The sequence below is a fragment of the Alkalibacterium subtropicum genome (genome assembly GCF_900112455.1).
GTDB lineage: Bacteria > Bacillota > Bacilli > Lactobacillales > Carnobacteriaceae_A > Alkalibacterium > Alkalibacterium subtropicum.
Window position 1 is genome coordinate 1 of record NZ_FOLT01000009.1, and the last position, 14669, is coordinate 14669.

Consider the following 14669-nt stretch of genomic DNA (forward strand, 5'->3'; position numbering starts at 1 on the left):
CCAAATGTTTTCTGGATTTTTTTGGGTCGGTTTGTATCTAAAGGACCATCCAAAATACAACAGACGATGGTTTTCTGATGCACATCGATACCACAACATGTTTCAATCATTACTTCCATGACCATAACCTCCATCCATAAATTAGGAAACAGACCATCTTATAAAATGTTGTAATTTTATTTCCACATTCAATGATGTATTCGGCTTATCGCAAAAGATAAGACGGTCATCCAGTTTTTTGTACAGGTTCGGCAAAACCCATTAAGAGATCGGATTAGTGTTTCCTGATTCGATTATAGAACAAAACATTTTTTCTGTCGTGGTTTAGATTGTGAAGCAATCATAATGTTTTTTGTGTCAATTACGTTCTGGGACGCATTCGGGCCCTTTCTGTTTTGTTTGAATAGCAGACTCAGCATGCCTTTACCGGTCTTCTTCACTTTTAAGGCAAGTGAGCCGTACAAGGTAGAGTTTATTCGGTCTAGTTGGTTCCATGGTTTCTGGTTCGACAGTTAGGAACAGGAGGCTCGCTCCTAACTGTCGAACAGGATGAACTTCGACAAGTAGGTTCGCTAGGCCTGTCTCTAAGTGTCGAGAGTGCAGCCTATTCGGTAGAAAGTAATGGATCAAAACGTCCTACTTACCGAATGCGCCCTTCTTCGGCAAGTAGAACGACCGATTTTTTTCAAAGTGTCGAACCGGTGCTTACTTCGGTAAGTAGTTGAAGGATTAGGCCGGCTAGTTACCGAAGATGCCCGACTTCGACAGTTACAGTTCAAAAGACTGATCTAACTTACCGAACCCGTAGAAAAAATCTATAAAACATCCAAATAATAGGACCCTTTAGCTGGTCAGCACGTGCATCAGCAGCTTCTGTCCAGACTCTCTCCTATTCGTGTGCTTCCCACACGCAAGGGCCGATCGTCATCTCACTGAAAGTTGCTTGAAAGGAGCCTTTTAAAGGGCTGCAGGCGTAGATGCCAAATGAAATCGTCTCGTTACCTTTATCCATATGGCAGATACGGATCTGCTTGAAATCCTCGCCATTCAGGCTGTATTCGATCCGGAAGTCCGGTCTCCTGCAGCTGAGCCGGTACCAAATCGTATTTATCTTAGCATCGATATCCTGACTGGCCCAGTCCGAGTATCCTTTATTAGTCACGACGCTTCCCAGGCGCTGGTATTCGGCATTTTCGTATTCTGAAGACGCCTTGATCCAGTTATCTGAATCCAGATACACCACGATTCCTGCCTGGTCAAAGCGGTGGATGCTTTCGTTTTCCACTTTTGTAACGAATGAAAAGTACGGTTCGTCGGTCTCGGTCTGAACCATCGGCGCGTTGTCGTTCTGAAAACCGTAATAGGTCCGCTGCCAGAGATCCGTCCCCGCTTCGGTATGGATCACGAGTTTTTCCTCGGTCTGGTTCATTTTTTCCGGCGCATTATGTGTCATTAGGTCTCTATCCAGGAAATATTCTGTCATGCGTTTGTTCCTCCCTCAACTTGTTTCAAAGTAATGATAGTATTATTGTAGCGTGAGTGGGTGGAAAAATAAAAGAATCACACTTTCAAATGATGAAAAAAGCAGAGCGTCTGCTCTGCTTTCCTTTTTATCTCAAGCAGTTCAGTCGAGAAGCAGCGAAAGTTCTGAAGATCAGCAGGAAACTTAAGGAGTGGCGACTATAAATCAGCTCACTCCTTGAGTTTACGCCCAAACGTAAGGAGTTTGATTAGAAAATGCCCCTACTCTGAAGATCGAACCCAAGCTCTTCAAGAACAAAAAACAGAACCTGAGCTCTGTTTTACTTATTATCTTAACAAGTCACGGATGGAATGGGCTTCACTTGTTACGATTACTAAAAAACGTGAGAAGTGGGCCCTCGTATCTACCAAACTTGTTCCATTAAGACAGCAACGTGACAAGTGATCGTTACACTCCTGCTCGCTTGTCACGTTTAATGCCTAGAGTCCCCTTATAATGAAAAAAGCAGAGCCTGAGCTCTGCTTTCCTTATCATCTTCTTTAATAAAAGACCCAGTACAGATAGCCGATGATGAAAATAAAGTTGCCGGTCATCGCGGTGATGATGGCGTTGAAGGTCAGCTCCAGGTGAGAGATGTCATCCAGGACACCGGATTCTTTAATGACCCCATTATATAGGCCCGTCCCGGCCAGCAGCATAAGGAGGTACACGAGGCCTTTTTCAAAGTAACCGGCGGTGAAGATCTCGGTTTCATAACCGAAGATCCAATCCACTGACAGTGGACCGAAGACGCCGGAAATAAAGATGAACAGGCCCATCACTAACAGCAGGATCTCTGAGAGCTTGTCTTCTTTCGGCGGCTTCTCCTCTTCTGCCCGCTCGTCCTTGCCGAACAGGATGGTCGAAAACTTCAGGAAGTAGGTGATGGTCCCCAGATTGATCAGATTTAGACCGAACTGGATCAGGGGGTCTTTACTGCCGTATGCGATCATGTACTTGGAGATGCTGCCGTTGAAGAACGGCGCGCCGGTCACACCCAGCACACCGAAAAGAATCGCGGCACCGACCAGCGGCATCGCTTTTAAGACCCCTCTTATTTGCCGTATATCCCGGGTGCCGTAATAATGATAGACAGTTCCGGCTGCCAGGAACAAGGTCGATTTGAAGATCGCATGACTGAAGATGTGGAACAGGGATCCCCAGTACGCTTTCTCGGCCCCCATCGTCAGGCCGATCATAATCAGGCCGATTTGAGACACGGTCGAGTAAGCCAGGATCATCTTGATGTCATTCTGCCCCAGTGCCATGACAAAGCCGAAAATGGAGGTCGCGAAACCGATCACTAGAAACAGCTCCTGGATAGCAATGGCGGCAGAGAACATGGTTGAGAACCGGATGAACAGGTAAACGCCTGTTTTGATGTAAAGCCCGCTCAAGATCGCTGAGACGACAGGCGGTGCACTCGGCGTCCCGTGGGCTTTCGGCAGCCAGCTGAACAGCGGCACGACGGCCGTCTTCAGACTCAGCGTCGTCATCATGAAGGCGAAAGCCAGGAACAGCGACCTTGAATCCTCCACCAGCGGCAACACTTCTGCAATGGCGTTCATCTCTAAAAGACCCGTCGTCCGGTAAAGCATTCCGATCCCAAACAAGAGGAAAGCCGTCCCGATGACGTTGACGAAGAAATAGATCATCCCGTCATAGATCGCCTGCTTCTCTTTGTTGATCATGATCAGGATGGATACGGTCACGGTCGACACTTCTAAAAGCACATACAGGTTGAACAAGTCTGTGCTTAAAAACAGGCCGGTGATCAGCGCCTGCAGGACTAAAAACAGGAAGCCGAACGTCGTGGTGAAGTAGACTTTGTGATAGGCATAGATCATCATGACCAGAAACAGCGTCGAGGTCATCAAGACAAAAACCGTCGAAATCGCATCAGCCATCAAGGTAATGGCCAGGCCTTCGGGAACGTGTGACATGTAATTGAACAGGGTGCCATTGAGCCGAACATCGATAAAAATATGTAAGGCATAGAAAAGTAAAGCCAGTTGAATGAGTATGGTGAGTAGACGTGTGTCTTTTTCTTTGAATAAGAGCGTTAAAACGCCGGCCACGATGGGCCCCACGATTAATAAATACAGCAACGTTATCCCTTCTTTCTCAAGTTAAATGATGACTGCCATATAGGCCGCCAGTGCAATGAAAAAACCGACGAGTGCGGTGATCATGGCGTTAAAGGTCAGTTCGATCCCTCTGATACGCGAGACGACATGCGCCTCTTTGATCCAGCCTTTGTAGATCGCCCAGGCGGCAACGGCGAGCAGGACATAGATTCCTGCCTTTTCAAGATAGGACGTCAGCGAAATGTCAAAAGAGTAGCCGTAAAGGATCTCGATGACCTGATTGCCTAGTAGCCCGGTCAAAAGTGTCAGGATACCGAAAGCAAATGTCACCCACTGGGCCCAGTCTTTTTTCAGACCGGCTTTCTGCTTGGCCTCGCTCAGCGTGGTCGGACCGGATAAAATCGACGCGAATTTGATGCTGTACAGGATCGTTCCGAAATTGATCACATTGAGTAGGACCTGCACGTACGGCGAGTCGCTGCCGTAGCTGATCATATATTTGGAGATGCTGCCGTTGAACAGCGGGGCTCCTGTGATGCCTAAAAGCCCAAAAATGATGGCCCAGCCGGTGACCGGCAGTTCTTTCAGGCCCCCTTTGATATCCCGCATCATCCGGCTCTGGTAATGACTGTTGATCGTCCCGACAGCCAGGAACAAGACGGTTTTGAAGAGGGAATGCGCGAACATGTGGAAGATGCTCCCCCAGTAACTCTCCTCCGTTCCCAAAGCCAGACCGACGACGATGAGTCCCACTTGAGAAATAGTCGAATAGGCCAGCAATACCCGCAGATCCTCCTGGGCGACAGCGAAAACGAATCCCAGGATGCTTGTGGCAAAGCCGATCACTAGGAACAATGGCGATAAATCGATGGCCGGCCGGAACATCATAGTGAGACGGATGAACAAGTACAGTCCGGTCGTTTCGTACACACCGGACAAGATCGCCGGGATGACTGAAGGCGCGCTCGGTGTCCCGTAAGCGATGGGCAGCCAGCTGGATAAAGGAAACAAAGCAATTTTGAGACTGATCGTCGTTAAAATAAAAGCGAACGGAATGATCATCGTGCGCGGGTCGTTTACTCGTGCCATCGCATCTTCCAGCGCATAGATATCGAGTGTGCCGAAGGTTTTATATAAAAAGCCCGTCCCTAAAAGCCAGAAGCCGGAGCCGATGACACTGACAAAGAGGAAAATCATCCCGTCATAGATGGCCTGCTTATCTTTCCTTAGCATGATCAGCAAGGCGATGATCACGGTCGACACTTCGATCAGGACGTAGATATTGAAGAGATCGGTCGATAGGAACAACCCGATGATCAAAGACTGCAGGGACAGATACAGAAAGCCGAATTCGCTCGTAAAGTAGGTTTTATTATAGGCATAAAGCAGCAGCCCGAAAAAGAGCAGCGTCGTCAGCCAGACCAAAACGATGGCGATCCGGTCGCCGTAAAGCGTGATCGCGATAGCCCGGTCGTAGCCCCCTAAATGATCGATGAGGGTCCCCCCGTTGGCCACCCGTCTGAAGAGATCGGTCGCATAGACGCCCATCCCCAGCTGCACGGCTAGAATAATGCGACGGGAATCGCGGTCAAAATACATGATATTGATGATGGCGATCACGATCGGAATCAGCACCAGCCAGTACAGCATCACGAACGGTCCTTTCTCTTTAAATGATTTTTGTATAAAAAAAGAGAGAGCCTCTGACTGACACATCCTGTGACTGTTTCATTAAAAGGTTTAGACAAACGGTTTAATAAAGCGCGTATACGTTTTTTAGGCGTAACGGTTCAAGAATGTATAGATCAGTGGCTCTCCCACTTAGTTAGTGTAGCTTTTATAAAATGATATTTAAGCACAAGACTAAAGCAATAAAGTAACCGGCCATCGCCGTGATGATCCCGTTAAAGGTCAGCTCGATGTGACCGATACGCTGGATAAGCCCCCCGTGTTTGATGATCCCGTTATAAAATCCGATACCGGCAACGATCATCAGGAGATAAACGATCCCTTTTTGGGTGTATTCAGAAGCGTTCACGTGGAGTTCAAAGCCGAACAGGAACTCGGACAAGGCTTCACCGAAGATCCCGGTCATGAGAGACGTCACGCCAAGGAACAGAGCGGCTCCTATGGCATAAATGTCAGACTTGACACGCGCGCCTTTGGTGTTTTCACCAAACAGCATGGTGGCATATTTAACGAAGGACATCGTCGTCCCGATGTTGATGATATTTAAGAGGATCGTCGTCCCATAGTCATGCGTGCCGTGGGCGATCATGTACTTGGAGATGCTGCCGTTGAAGAACGGCGCACCCGTGATCCCCAGCATGGCAAAGGTCGTAGCTAAAGCCACCCAAGGCATCCGTTTGATGAGTCCTCTGATCTCGTAAACGTCGCGCGTGCCGTATTCATGGTAGATCATGCCGGCAGTCAGGAACAGGGTCGATTTGAAGATGGCATGGTTGAAGATATGGTAGACCGCACCCCAGAAGGCGTAGTCAGAAGCCATGTTCAGCCCCACCATGATGAGTCCGACTTGCGATACCGTATGATAAGCGAGGATCAGCTTGATGTCGTGCTGGCCGAGCGCCATGATGAAGCCGATGACGGACGTGAAAAAGCCGACCCAGAAAAAGAACTGGTGCATATCGATGACGGGCGCATACATTTCATTGAATCGGATGAACAGGTATACCCCACTCTTGATGTAAAGGCCACTCAACACGGCCGATACGACGGGTGGTGCACTCGGTGTCCCGTGGGCTTTTGGCAGCCAGCTGAACAGCGGAGTGACGGCGGTTTTCAGAGAAACGGTCACCATCATCAGACCATAGGGTAAGATCATGGCCTTGGGTCCTTCAAGCAAAGTCATCGCTTCGCTGACGGCACGGATATCCAGAAGACCGAACGTACGGTAGATCATCCCGGCGCCGAACAGCAGGAAAGATGACCCGATAACATTGACGAAGAAGTAGATCATCCCGTCGTAGATCGCCTGTTTCTCCTTGTTGATCATGATCAGGATCGCGACCACCACGGTAGACACTTCTAAAAAGACAAAGATATTGAATAAATCACTCGATAAATACAATCCCATCATGAGCCCTTGGAGGACCATGAACAGGAAAAAAAACTTGGATACAAAATATTCAGCATTGACTGAATAGATCAGAAAAGCAATATAGATCACTGCGGTCATCAGGACCATGAAGATCGAGATGGAATCAGCATACAGACTGAGCGCGATGCCATCGGTGTAGCCGCCGGTGTTCCATACAAGCGGACCTGATTCTTTAACAACTAAAAACTGACTGAAAGCATAAGCCGCATACCCGATCTGGAATATAAAGAGCAACGGTTTTGCCCACTGATCGCGGATGATATAGGCGATCACGCCGACGAGTATGGGTGCTAATACGAAAATACCTAACACTTAATGTCCACTTCCTTGCTGATTTCTATTTCTTGACCAGTGTGTGATGCCATGTTTCTGTTTATAGTGCATGAACATGGTCAGTCCGATCGCGGTGACCCCGATACCGATAACGATCGCGGTGATCATCAAGGCTGAAGGGACAGGATCGGCAAAGGCTGCTTCACTTGTCTGGCCGATCGGTGGCACACTGCCTTCAGTGTAATTGATGGTGATATAAAATAAAAAGATGCCGGATTCCATGATCGACATGGACATGATCGTCTTAACGATCGTTTTCTTCGTCATCAGGCCAAACAGACCAATGAAGAACAAAAGAATTCCAACAATCTCTCCAGTTAAAAAATCCATTGGTTTCAACTTCCTTCTTTTGAATTGAGTGTGATGGGTGTCTCGTCTGTTTAAAGCCCTTCGTAGAACACGAAGCGGTAGAATATGATACTCAGACCGGAGAACACTTTCAGACCGATCAGTGAGTTCATGAAGATCATATAGATCGAATGAGACAGCACGGTATCTGCCGGCTGAAGCTGCATGAACACATACAGGACCGGTGTCGTAACGATAGCCAGGAAGAGGAATTTCTCTAGTCTTTCAAGCATATCCAGGTCCAGATCAAAGTTCGGATAAACCAGATAACGCGTGATCAGGGCTGTGGCTAAGATAGCCCCACCCTGGAACCCGCCGCCCGGAGAGACGTGTCCGTTGATGATGATGTAAAGTCCGATAAGTAAAACAAACGGATAAATGATACCGACCATGCGGATAACGATTTCCGAGTTGTTCTTGCGGTTGAAGTCAGCTTCTTCAAAACGGTACTGTTCGGCATGTTTGTTGGCCCAGGATACATTGATGACCTCCATAACTGAAACCATCAGCATCAGTGCTTCAAACAAAGTATCGAAGACTCGGTAATTTAAGTAAATAGCGGCGACAGCGTTCTGGGCGCCTGTTTCTGCCAGAAAGTCAGCCGTAAAGTAATCCATCAGCGGCGTGTCGATTTTTTCTGAATGATTCAGGAAAAGGAAGATAACGACAAAAGCACCGAAAACGGCAAAAAGGATACGTAAAATGTATATGGCCTTATTCGTCTCTTTCATCGTCTGTCACCTCGTCTGTATAGATTACACGGATGTCAGATATATCTCTGATGACTTCATCCATGTTTGCGATAATGTCCTGAAAAACAGGATCTGTTGATTCACCGTATAAATACGTCAGCTGACCTTTACGGTGAATAAAGAAGTCGTGAGCGTCCTCACGCATGATCTTCTCGATCGGGTGGTTGGTATACGCCAGCTGTGGCTCGATCTCTTCCGTACGTTCAAGGAACAGTTCCAGTGGACGCACAACGTTGTTCATGATCTCATCGATGCTCTTGTCATCGAAGACTTCAACGTCTTCGTTCACATAACAAATATCGTAGACCGATACTTTTTTCGTCGCAACCAGGTACATGACCGTTGACAGTCCAACGCCGATCGCCGCTTCAGCCAGCGCCACATCCGGTGCATTGAAGTGCAGGTAAGTGATGGCCATCAGGAGCGAAAAGACGCCGAGGTAAATAACTGAACGTTTGATATTATCGGAAAAGACAGAGTAGCTCGCAAAAATAAGTAAGGCAATGAGTAAAAATGCTTGAAACATACTGCTTATCTCTCCTTTTTGATTCGGTACCCACTGATATGGGCAGAGCGTGTGATCGCATGGGTCGCGATCGGGTTAGTGATGACATACAAGGCTAATACCAGCAGGAGTTTGCCTGAAAAGAAGTCAAATCCGTGCTTGAGGATCAGTCCGAGCATGATGGTGATGAAGCCGACGGTATCCACTTTAGCCGAAACGAGGATACGTGAAAAATAATCGTTGAACTGATAGATACCAAATACTCCTAGTGCCATAAAAAGGAGACCAATGATGATGATGGTATTGGCGATCCATATTATAATCTGTGCCATTAGATATCTCCTCTTCTTTCAATAAATCGTGACAGCATGATAGTGCCGATAAAGCCAAGCACCCCGTAAATCAGTGCGGCATCGACCATGTAGGAACGGTCGATGATGATGCCGATCAAGACAGCCATGACGATGACTTTGGATGAGAAAAGAGCATAGCCGAGCATGCGGTCCCATACGGTCGGTCCGATCAGAACGCGTCCTAACCCAAATATCGAAAAAGCTGCCACAATGGCTAAAACAATTTCATCAAAATTCATGAATTCTCCTACTTTCTTTTAGTTCATGTGCAGTCGCTATGCTTTTCCTTCGATCGTACTTTCGTAATGCATAAGGATCGCTTCCAGTTTTAATGGGATCACGTCCCGTGCATCTTCGTCTTTAGCCGGCGCATTCAAAGCAAGGACACGCAGCTGACTGCCGCTTTTCTCTACCGTGACTGTACCAGGGGTCAACGTAATGGAGTTTGCCAGCAGATCGATCAGCAGTTCGTCCTTCAGTTTGGTCTCGCATTGGATGATCTGCACGTCTGCTTTTCCCGTAATGATGTTCGGGATAACATCGATACCAGCCATAATTATTTCCACAAGCAGGCGCAGGGCATATTTGAAGAGGGTGAACAGACCGATCATATAAGAGTGTTCATAGTTCCCTTTCAGCAGGAACCGGTCGGTAAACAGCACCACTAAAACAGCCATCAGCAGTCCGACAAATAACGTCGCGAACGACAGTTCTTCAAAGAGAACCACCCACACAACGGATAAAATAATAATGACTTCTTTATTCTGTACAAGGTCTTCCCACATAGTTTTTATATAAGTTTTCACAAAAAAACCTCCCTTCCGACATGAGTAGAGTAATCTATCTCGAAGTGAGTCGATGAGCGAGTTTGAATCCCGGCTTTTCAACTGTACTTCGATTGTAGCATGTTTCAAATCATATGCAATGGATTTTATGAAAAAAACCACGGTCTCTCCCATTGAAAGCGATTTTATTTTACAATCCGACTATCCCTTTCTCTTTTTTTTCTTCTTATTTAATAGTCTATCAAAATTCACAGGTATCTGAAACAATTATCCCCCACCGCTCGTCTCTCTTTTTAAATGCGCATAAAAAAAAGAAACCGCCGAAAATTTCCCTTCAGCGGTTTCTTTGAGCAGCGCTCTCTAGCGCGCTTTAAAGCTTCGGATGTGCGAGTCATTCGGTCTTATTTGACTCTTTTCAGGAAAGACCCTGGGACTTCTGACGTGTAGCGGACCAGTTTGTTCGTTCCAGGATGGACCAGCACGAGCGTCGTTGCGTGCAGGCCGAGACGCTTGATGGGATTGGTTTCAGCATCGTAAAGTTTGTCGCCGGCGATCGGATGACCGATGTCTTTCAGATGCACGCGGATCTGATGCTTGCGCCCCGTTTCCAGTTCCACTTCCAGAAGAGAATAATTCTCGTTGCCCAGGACTTTGCGGTAATGGGTCACGGCATGTTTCCCGCCATTATCTTCCTGGTTGGAATACATTTTGATGCCCTTGCTTTCTTTGAGCCAGGACGAGATCTCGCCCTGTTCCTGCTCAACAGCACCTTCTGCCAGCGCCGTATAGATACGCTCTTTGACGGTGTTTTTCCAGTCGTTCTGGAGTTTCTGCTGGATCTCTTCTGATTTCGCGTAAAGCATGACACCGGATGTGTCTCTATCCAGACGATGGACCACGAAGATCTTGTTTTCCGGATTCTCTTTTTTGACGTAGTCGCTCAGCTGATTATAGGCTGTCGGTTCAGTCGGATCATCTGCCGCTACAGACAGGAGGCCGGCTTCTTTATTGATCACGATGATGTCTTGGTCTTCGTGCAAAATCGTCAGGCCGGAAAGCTCAGAGCGTTTCTTGCTTTCTCGGTTACTCATGATGCCGACTACTTGACCGGGTTTCAGCGGATGATTGTGCTGGGTGACTTCTTCCCCGTCGACCGATACTTGCCCGCGGGTCAGGATGGATTTCACTGCATTGCGGCTCTTGTTGGTGATGGTTTGTAGAAGAAACGGCAGCAGGGTCGTTTCTTCTTCGATCGTGTAGTTCGTGACCCCACGTTTATCGATCTGGGTCGTGCCCTTGCGAAGTTTGTCTGTTTTTTTCTTTTTATGATTCGGACGGTTGCTGCGCTTTTTTTTCATCGTTCTTCACTCCTATAGTTGTTGACTCTTTAGTAGTATAACAGAAAAACTGTTTAAAATAAGCGCGAAACTTGCGTAAGGCAAGAATTATTGGGCGTGACCGGTCAAGAGCAATCAAAAAAAGCCGACTTCGACTGGTGATCGAAATCAGCTTTCTGTACGGATTTTGAAGTGTCGGTCTTATAAAATCTGACTCAGGAAGGCTTTGGTCCGTTCCTCTTTCGGATTTTCGAAGAATTCTTCCGGTTCGGCCATCTCAATGACTTCCCCTTTGTCAAACAGGACCAGGCGATCCGCTACTTTACGGGCAAAGCCCATTTCGTGCGTGACGACGATCATCGTCATACCGGATTCGGCCAGATTCTGCATGACATCCAGGACCTCGTTGACCATTTCCGGATCGAGTGCGGAGGTCGGTTCGTCAAATAGCATGATCTTCGGCTGCATAGCCAGCGCACGGGCGATAGCCACACGCTGTTTCTGACCGCCGGACAACTGTCCCGGGTATTTATGAGCCTGTTCCGGGATACCCACCCGATCTAAAAGATCCAAAGCGATTTGCTCCGCCTTGTCTTTCTTCCATTTGCGTACCCAGATCGGTGCCAGAGATACATTTCTTAAAATCGACATGTGCGGGAACAAGTTGAACTGCTGAAAGACCATCCCGGTTTCTTTGCGGATCTCTTCCACATTTTTCAAGTCATCGGTCAATTCGATCCCGTCGATCACGATCTTCCCGCTCTGAAACTCTTCAAGAGCATTAAGCGTGCGGATAAAGGTCGATTTCCCGGAGCCGGACGGGCCAAGGATAACGATCACTTCCCCCTGCTTGACCGTAAGATCGACGTCTTTTACGACATGAAGATCCCCGAACCATTTGTTCAGCTTTTCGACTTTGATGACATCCTCTCGTTCTGCCAGGGGTTGGGTCGGTTTATGGATTTCTAGTGTCTGTTCCATGTGACTTCCTCTCTTTCTCTCGTTTACTAATAGGTTGTTATCGATTTTAAAAAGCGATCAGCCGTTGCCTTTCGCTAGACTTCTTTCCAGATATCGGCTGACATGCGCCATCAAGTAGCAGAATACGAAGTAAAAGGCAGCCACAAAGAGATACAGTTCCATGTATCTGCCGAGGTATTCCGGATTATTGGAAATACGTCGTGCTGTCCCCAGAAAATCGGCCAGACCGATGATCGCGACTAAGGATGTATCTTTCAGTATCGTGATAAACTGACCGACCATGGCCGGAATGACAGCCTTCAGCGCCTGGGGTAGAATAATGAAAAAAGTCAGCTTGAATTTATTCAGTCCCAGAGCTTGTGCCGCTTCATATTGACCCGATGGAATAGATTGCAGTCCGCCACGTATATTTTCAGCCAGATAAGCTGCTGCGAAGAATGTATAGGCGATGATCGCCCGGCTGACATTATCGATGCCGGTCTCGCCGCCTAAAAAGAGCGGGATCAGCAGCTGACCGATAAAGAGCACCATGATCAGCGGAATGCCGCGGACCAGTTCGATATAACCGATACAGAAATACTTGACGACCGGCAGACTGCTGCGGCGTCCCAGGGCCAGGAGTACGCCCAGCGGGAAGCAGCCAATGATGGAGATCATGGCGATGATCACCGTCAAAAGCCAGCCCCCCCATTCCCGACTCAAGACGGGGTCGAGCAGTCCTCCGAAACCGGTCAGGAGACCGAGTGAAAACGGAATGAACAAGGCCCACAACACTAAGGTAGGCAGCTTGAGTTTAGCTACTTTATCTCCGGCAGCATAACCGACAGCGATGAGTGCGATGGCTGTAGCTAAATTAAGCGACGTATTCAGGGTGGTCCATGGAATCAGGGCAAAAACAAGATAAACCGTTCCGAATGTAAATGCGACTGATTTGCCTGCGCCCTTCCATAAGCCGTAAGTCAACCCGATCAGCAGAGAGGCTAAATCAAGTGACAGCCATAGGCGCCAGACTTCATCAACCGGGTACTGGCCGATCATCAGCATCCTCAGGTTGTCGTAAACGACATCCCAGCTGTTGGCCAGTACAAATGTCACGACCTGATAGACAAGGAACAATGAGAAGATGGCTGTGAGTAAAGTCAGCAGTGTATTTTTCCAGCCGTCAAACAGATTTTTTCTCAGCGTTTCAGCAAATGATGAATCATTTACTGGCTTCAGACGGATGCCGTCAGCGACTTCCAGTGACGTATTATAGTCCCCTTCCTGCTGGTAATTGTTCATATACATGGTTTACACCTACCTTTCGATCAGTTGGAATTTTTTATTAAAGAGATTCATGAACAGCGACAAGGTCAAATTGAAGAACAGATACACGCCAATGATGACGATAATCACTTCAAGCGTTCGTCCTGACTGGTTCATGACTGTGTTTCCGACGCCGACGATTTCCTGAAACCCAACGGCCATGGCCAGTGACGAATTTTTGATCAAATTCAGATACTGGCTGGTCATTGGTGGAATGATGATGCGGACGGCTTGAGGAAAGATAACAAGACGCATGGCAGTCGAAGGTTTGAATCCCAGGGCCTGAGTCGCTTCTGTCTGTCCGTTTGGCACTGCTTGGATCCCTCCGCGGACGATTTCTGCAATGTAGGTCGACGTGAAGATCGTAAGAGCTAGTAGAATAGATAAAAACGGCGTCGACAAGAGCAGTCCGCCCGTAATAGCTGTTCCGGTCGTTTCAGGTGTCACCAGTTGAACGGGACCTTGTCCTACAATGAAGAAGGTGGCAAGGTTCAAAAGGATGAATGCGCCTGCTGAAGATAAGAAAGGATGCATCTGCTTTCCTTCCGTCACTGCTATATTCATCAGCCATTTGAAAACGATAAAGCTGAAGATGGCATATGCAACAACCAGGATCATCCATAACCAGGTGGTGGCATGGGTGGTGTACCATGGGATAACGGCGCCGCGGTTAGACAAGTAAAACGGGCCGAAACTAAGGGCTTCCTGAATAGTTGGCAGTGACAAGAAAACAGCAAAGTTGAAAATGAATATCTGTAAAAGCAATGGGGTGTTACGGAAAATCTCGATATAGACCGACGCGACTTTACTCAACAGCCAGTTGTCCGACATTTTCGCGATCCCTACCAGCACACCTAAAACGGTAGCTAAAATGATCCCGAACACTGAAACCCTCAGGGTGCTCAAAAGGCCAACGATCAGTGCCCGGATATAAGGGTCACTGGTGCTGTATTCGATGAGTGATTCATTGATGTTAAAGCCCGCTCTCAGATTCAGAAAGTCGAAACCGAAACGGATCCCCATGCGATTCAGTCCAATGATCGTGTTATGAACAAGGATCCAGATCAGCGTCCCCATGATGATGACGAATAGGATCTGAAAGATGACAGGAACGACTTTCCGGTTACGCCATAAAGGGGTCGTTTTCTTTTTGTATGATTCCAAAATGTTTCACCTCTTTTTTAAATGTGATCATCTGATAAAAAGATCTGAACGTCTAAAACGAGCAGGTCTCTTTATC

General features: G+C 47.6%; 14 protein-coding genes. All 14 read right to left on the bottom strand.

Annotated elements, in window-relative coordinates:
- Nucleotides 1–889: 889 nt before the first annotated feature.
- The gene (locus BM049_RS08685; protein ID WP_425426047.1) at nt 890–1483 is read right to left on the bottom strand and encodes a DUF1349 domain-containing protein; all 594 of its coding nucleotides are present in this window, start codon (nt 1481–1483) and stop codon (nt 890–892) included.
- Nucleotides 1484–2022: 539 nt separating this feature from the next.
- Nucleotides 2023–3630 carry a complex I subunit 5 family protein gene (locus BM049_RS08690; RefSeq protein WP_245751905.1) on the bottom strand — a complete coding sequence of 536 codons (1608 nt, stop codon included), beginning with the start codon at nt 3628–3630 and terminating at the stop codon, nt 2023–2025.
- Between the two features lie 21 nt (nt 3631–3651).
- Entirely contained in the window at nt 3652–5259 is a 1608-nt protein-coding gene (locus BM049_RS08695; protein ID WP_177188661.1) for a complex I subunit 5 family protein, read from the bottom strand.
- Nucleotides 5260–5446: 187 nt separating this feature from the next.
- Entirely contained in the window at nt 5447–7042 is a 1596-nt protein-coding gene (locus tag BM049_RS08700; protein ID WP_091530626.1) for a complex I subunit 5 family protein, read from the bottom strand.
- Nucleotides 7043–7393, bottom strand: coding sequence for a cation:proton antiporter subunit C (locus BM049_RS08705; RefSeq protein ID WP_091530628.1), 351 nt, complete (start codon nt 7391–7393; stop codon nt 7043–7045). It abuts the gene before it with no gap.
- 50 nt (nt 7394–7443) lie between these two features.
- The gene (locus tag BM049_RS08710) at nt 7444–8142 is read right to left on the bottom strand and encodes an MnhB domain-containing protein (RefSeq protein ID WP_091530631.1); all 699 of its coding nucleotides are present in this window, start codon (nt 8140–8142) and stop codon (nt 7444–7446) included.
- Nucleotides 8126–8689 (bottom strand): Na(+)/H(+) antiporter subunit B, encoded by a 564-nt coding sequence (locus tag BM049_RS08715; protein ID WP_091530633.1) that lies wholly within the window; start codon nt 8687–8689, stop codon nt 8126–8128. The genes BM049_RS08710 and BM049_RS08715 overlap by 17 nt, the downstream gene beginning before the upstream one ends.
- A 5-nt stretch (nt 8690–8694) precedes the next feature.
- Nucleotides 8695–9000, bottom strand: a complete 306-nt coding sequence (locus BM049_RS08720; protein ID WP_091530636.1) for a cation:proton antiporter — start codon at nt 8998–9000, stop codon at nt 8695–8697.
- A complete protein-coding gene (locus BM049_RS08725; protein ID WP_091530639.1) occupies nt 9000–9260 on the bottom strand; it encodes an MrpF/PhaF family protein in 261 nt (86 codons plus the stop codon). Before BM049_RS08725 ends, BM049_RS08720 begins: the two co-directional genes overlap by 1 nt.
- A 36-nt stretch (nt 9261–9296) precedes the next feature.
- On the bottom strand, nt 9297–9827 hold the full coding sequence (locus BM049_RS08730; protein ID WP_245751907.1) for a Na+/H+ antiporter subunit E: 531 nt from the start codon (nt 9825–9827) through the stop codon (nt 9297–9299).
- A 380-nt stretch (nt 9828–10207) separates the two neighbouring features.
- On the bottom strand, nt 10208–11164 hold the full coding sequence (locus BM049_RS08735) for an RluA family pseudouridine synthase (RefSeq protein ID WP_091530642.1): 957 nt from the start codon (nt 11162–11164) through the stop codon (nt 10208–10210).
- Between the two features lie 180 nt (nt 11165–11344).
- Entirely contained in the window at nt 11345–12124 is a 780-nt protein-coding gene (locus BM049_RS08740; protein WP_091530644.1) for an amino acid ABC transporter ATP-binding protein, read from the bottom strand.
- 57 nt (nt 12125–12181) lie between these two features.
- Entirely contained in the window at nt 12182–13411 is a 1230-nt protein-coding gene (locus tag BM049_RS08745; protein ID WP_218147236.1) for an amino acid ABC transporter permease, read from the bottom strand.
- A gap of 9 nt (nt 13412–13420) precedes the next feature.
- Nucleotides 13421–14593, bottom strand: a complete 1173-nt coding sequence (locus BM049_RS08750) for an amino acid ABC transporter permease (RefSeq protein WP_218147237.1) — start codon at nt 14591–14593, stop codon at nt 13421–13423.
- Nucleotides 14594–14669: the final 76 nt, after the last annotated feature.

What these genes read in the sequence shown, in the direction of transcription:
- BM049_RS08685 (WP_425426047.1), bottom strand. Translation starts at nt 1,483, where the DNA reads ATGACAGAATATTTCCTGGATAGAGACCTAATGACACATAATGCGCCG.
- BM049_RS08695 (WP_177188661.1), bottom strand. Translation starts at nt 5,259, where the DNA reads ATGCTGTACTGGCTGGTGCTGATTCCGATCGTGATCGCCATCATCAAT.
- BM049_RS08705 (WP_091530628.1), bottom strand. Translation starts at nt 7,393, where the DNA reads ATGGATTTTTTAACTGGAGAGATTGTTGGAATTCTTTTGTTCTTCATT.
- BM049_RS08710 (WP_091530631.1), bottom strand. Translation starts at nt 8,142, where the DNA reads ATGAAAGAGACGAATAAGGCCATATACATTTTACGTATCCTTTTTGCC.
- BM049_RS08715 (WP_091530633.1), bottom strand. Translation starts at nt 8,689, where the DNA reads ATGTTTCAAGCATTTTTACTCATTGCCTTACTTATTTTTGCGAGCTAC.
- BM049_RS08720 (WP_091530636.1), bottom strand. Translation starts at nt 9,000, where the DNA reads ATGGCACAGATTATAATATGGATCGCCAATACCATCATCATCATTGGT.
- BM049_RS08725 (WP_091530639.1), bottom strand. Translation starts at nt 9,260, where the DNA reads ATGAATTTTGATGAAATTGTTTTAGCCATTGTGGCAGCTTTTTCGATA.
- BM049_RS08735 (WP_091530642.1), bottom strand. Translation starts at nt 11,164, where the DNA reads ATGAAAAAAAAGCGCAGCAACCGTCCGAATCATAAAAAGAAAAAAACA.
- BM049_RS08740 (WP_091530644.1), bottom strand. Translation starts at nt 12,124, where the DNA reads ATGGAACAGACACTAGAAATCCATAAACCGACCCAACCCCTGGCAGAA.
- BM049_RS08745 (WP_218147236.1), bottom strand. Translation starts at nt 13,411, where the DNA reads ATGTATATGAACAATTACCAGCAGGAAGGGGACTATAATACGTCACTG.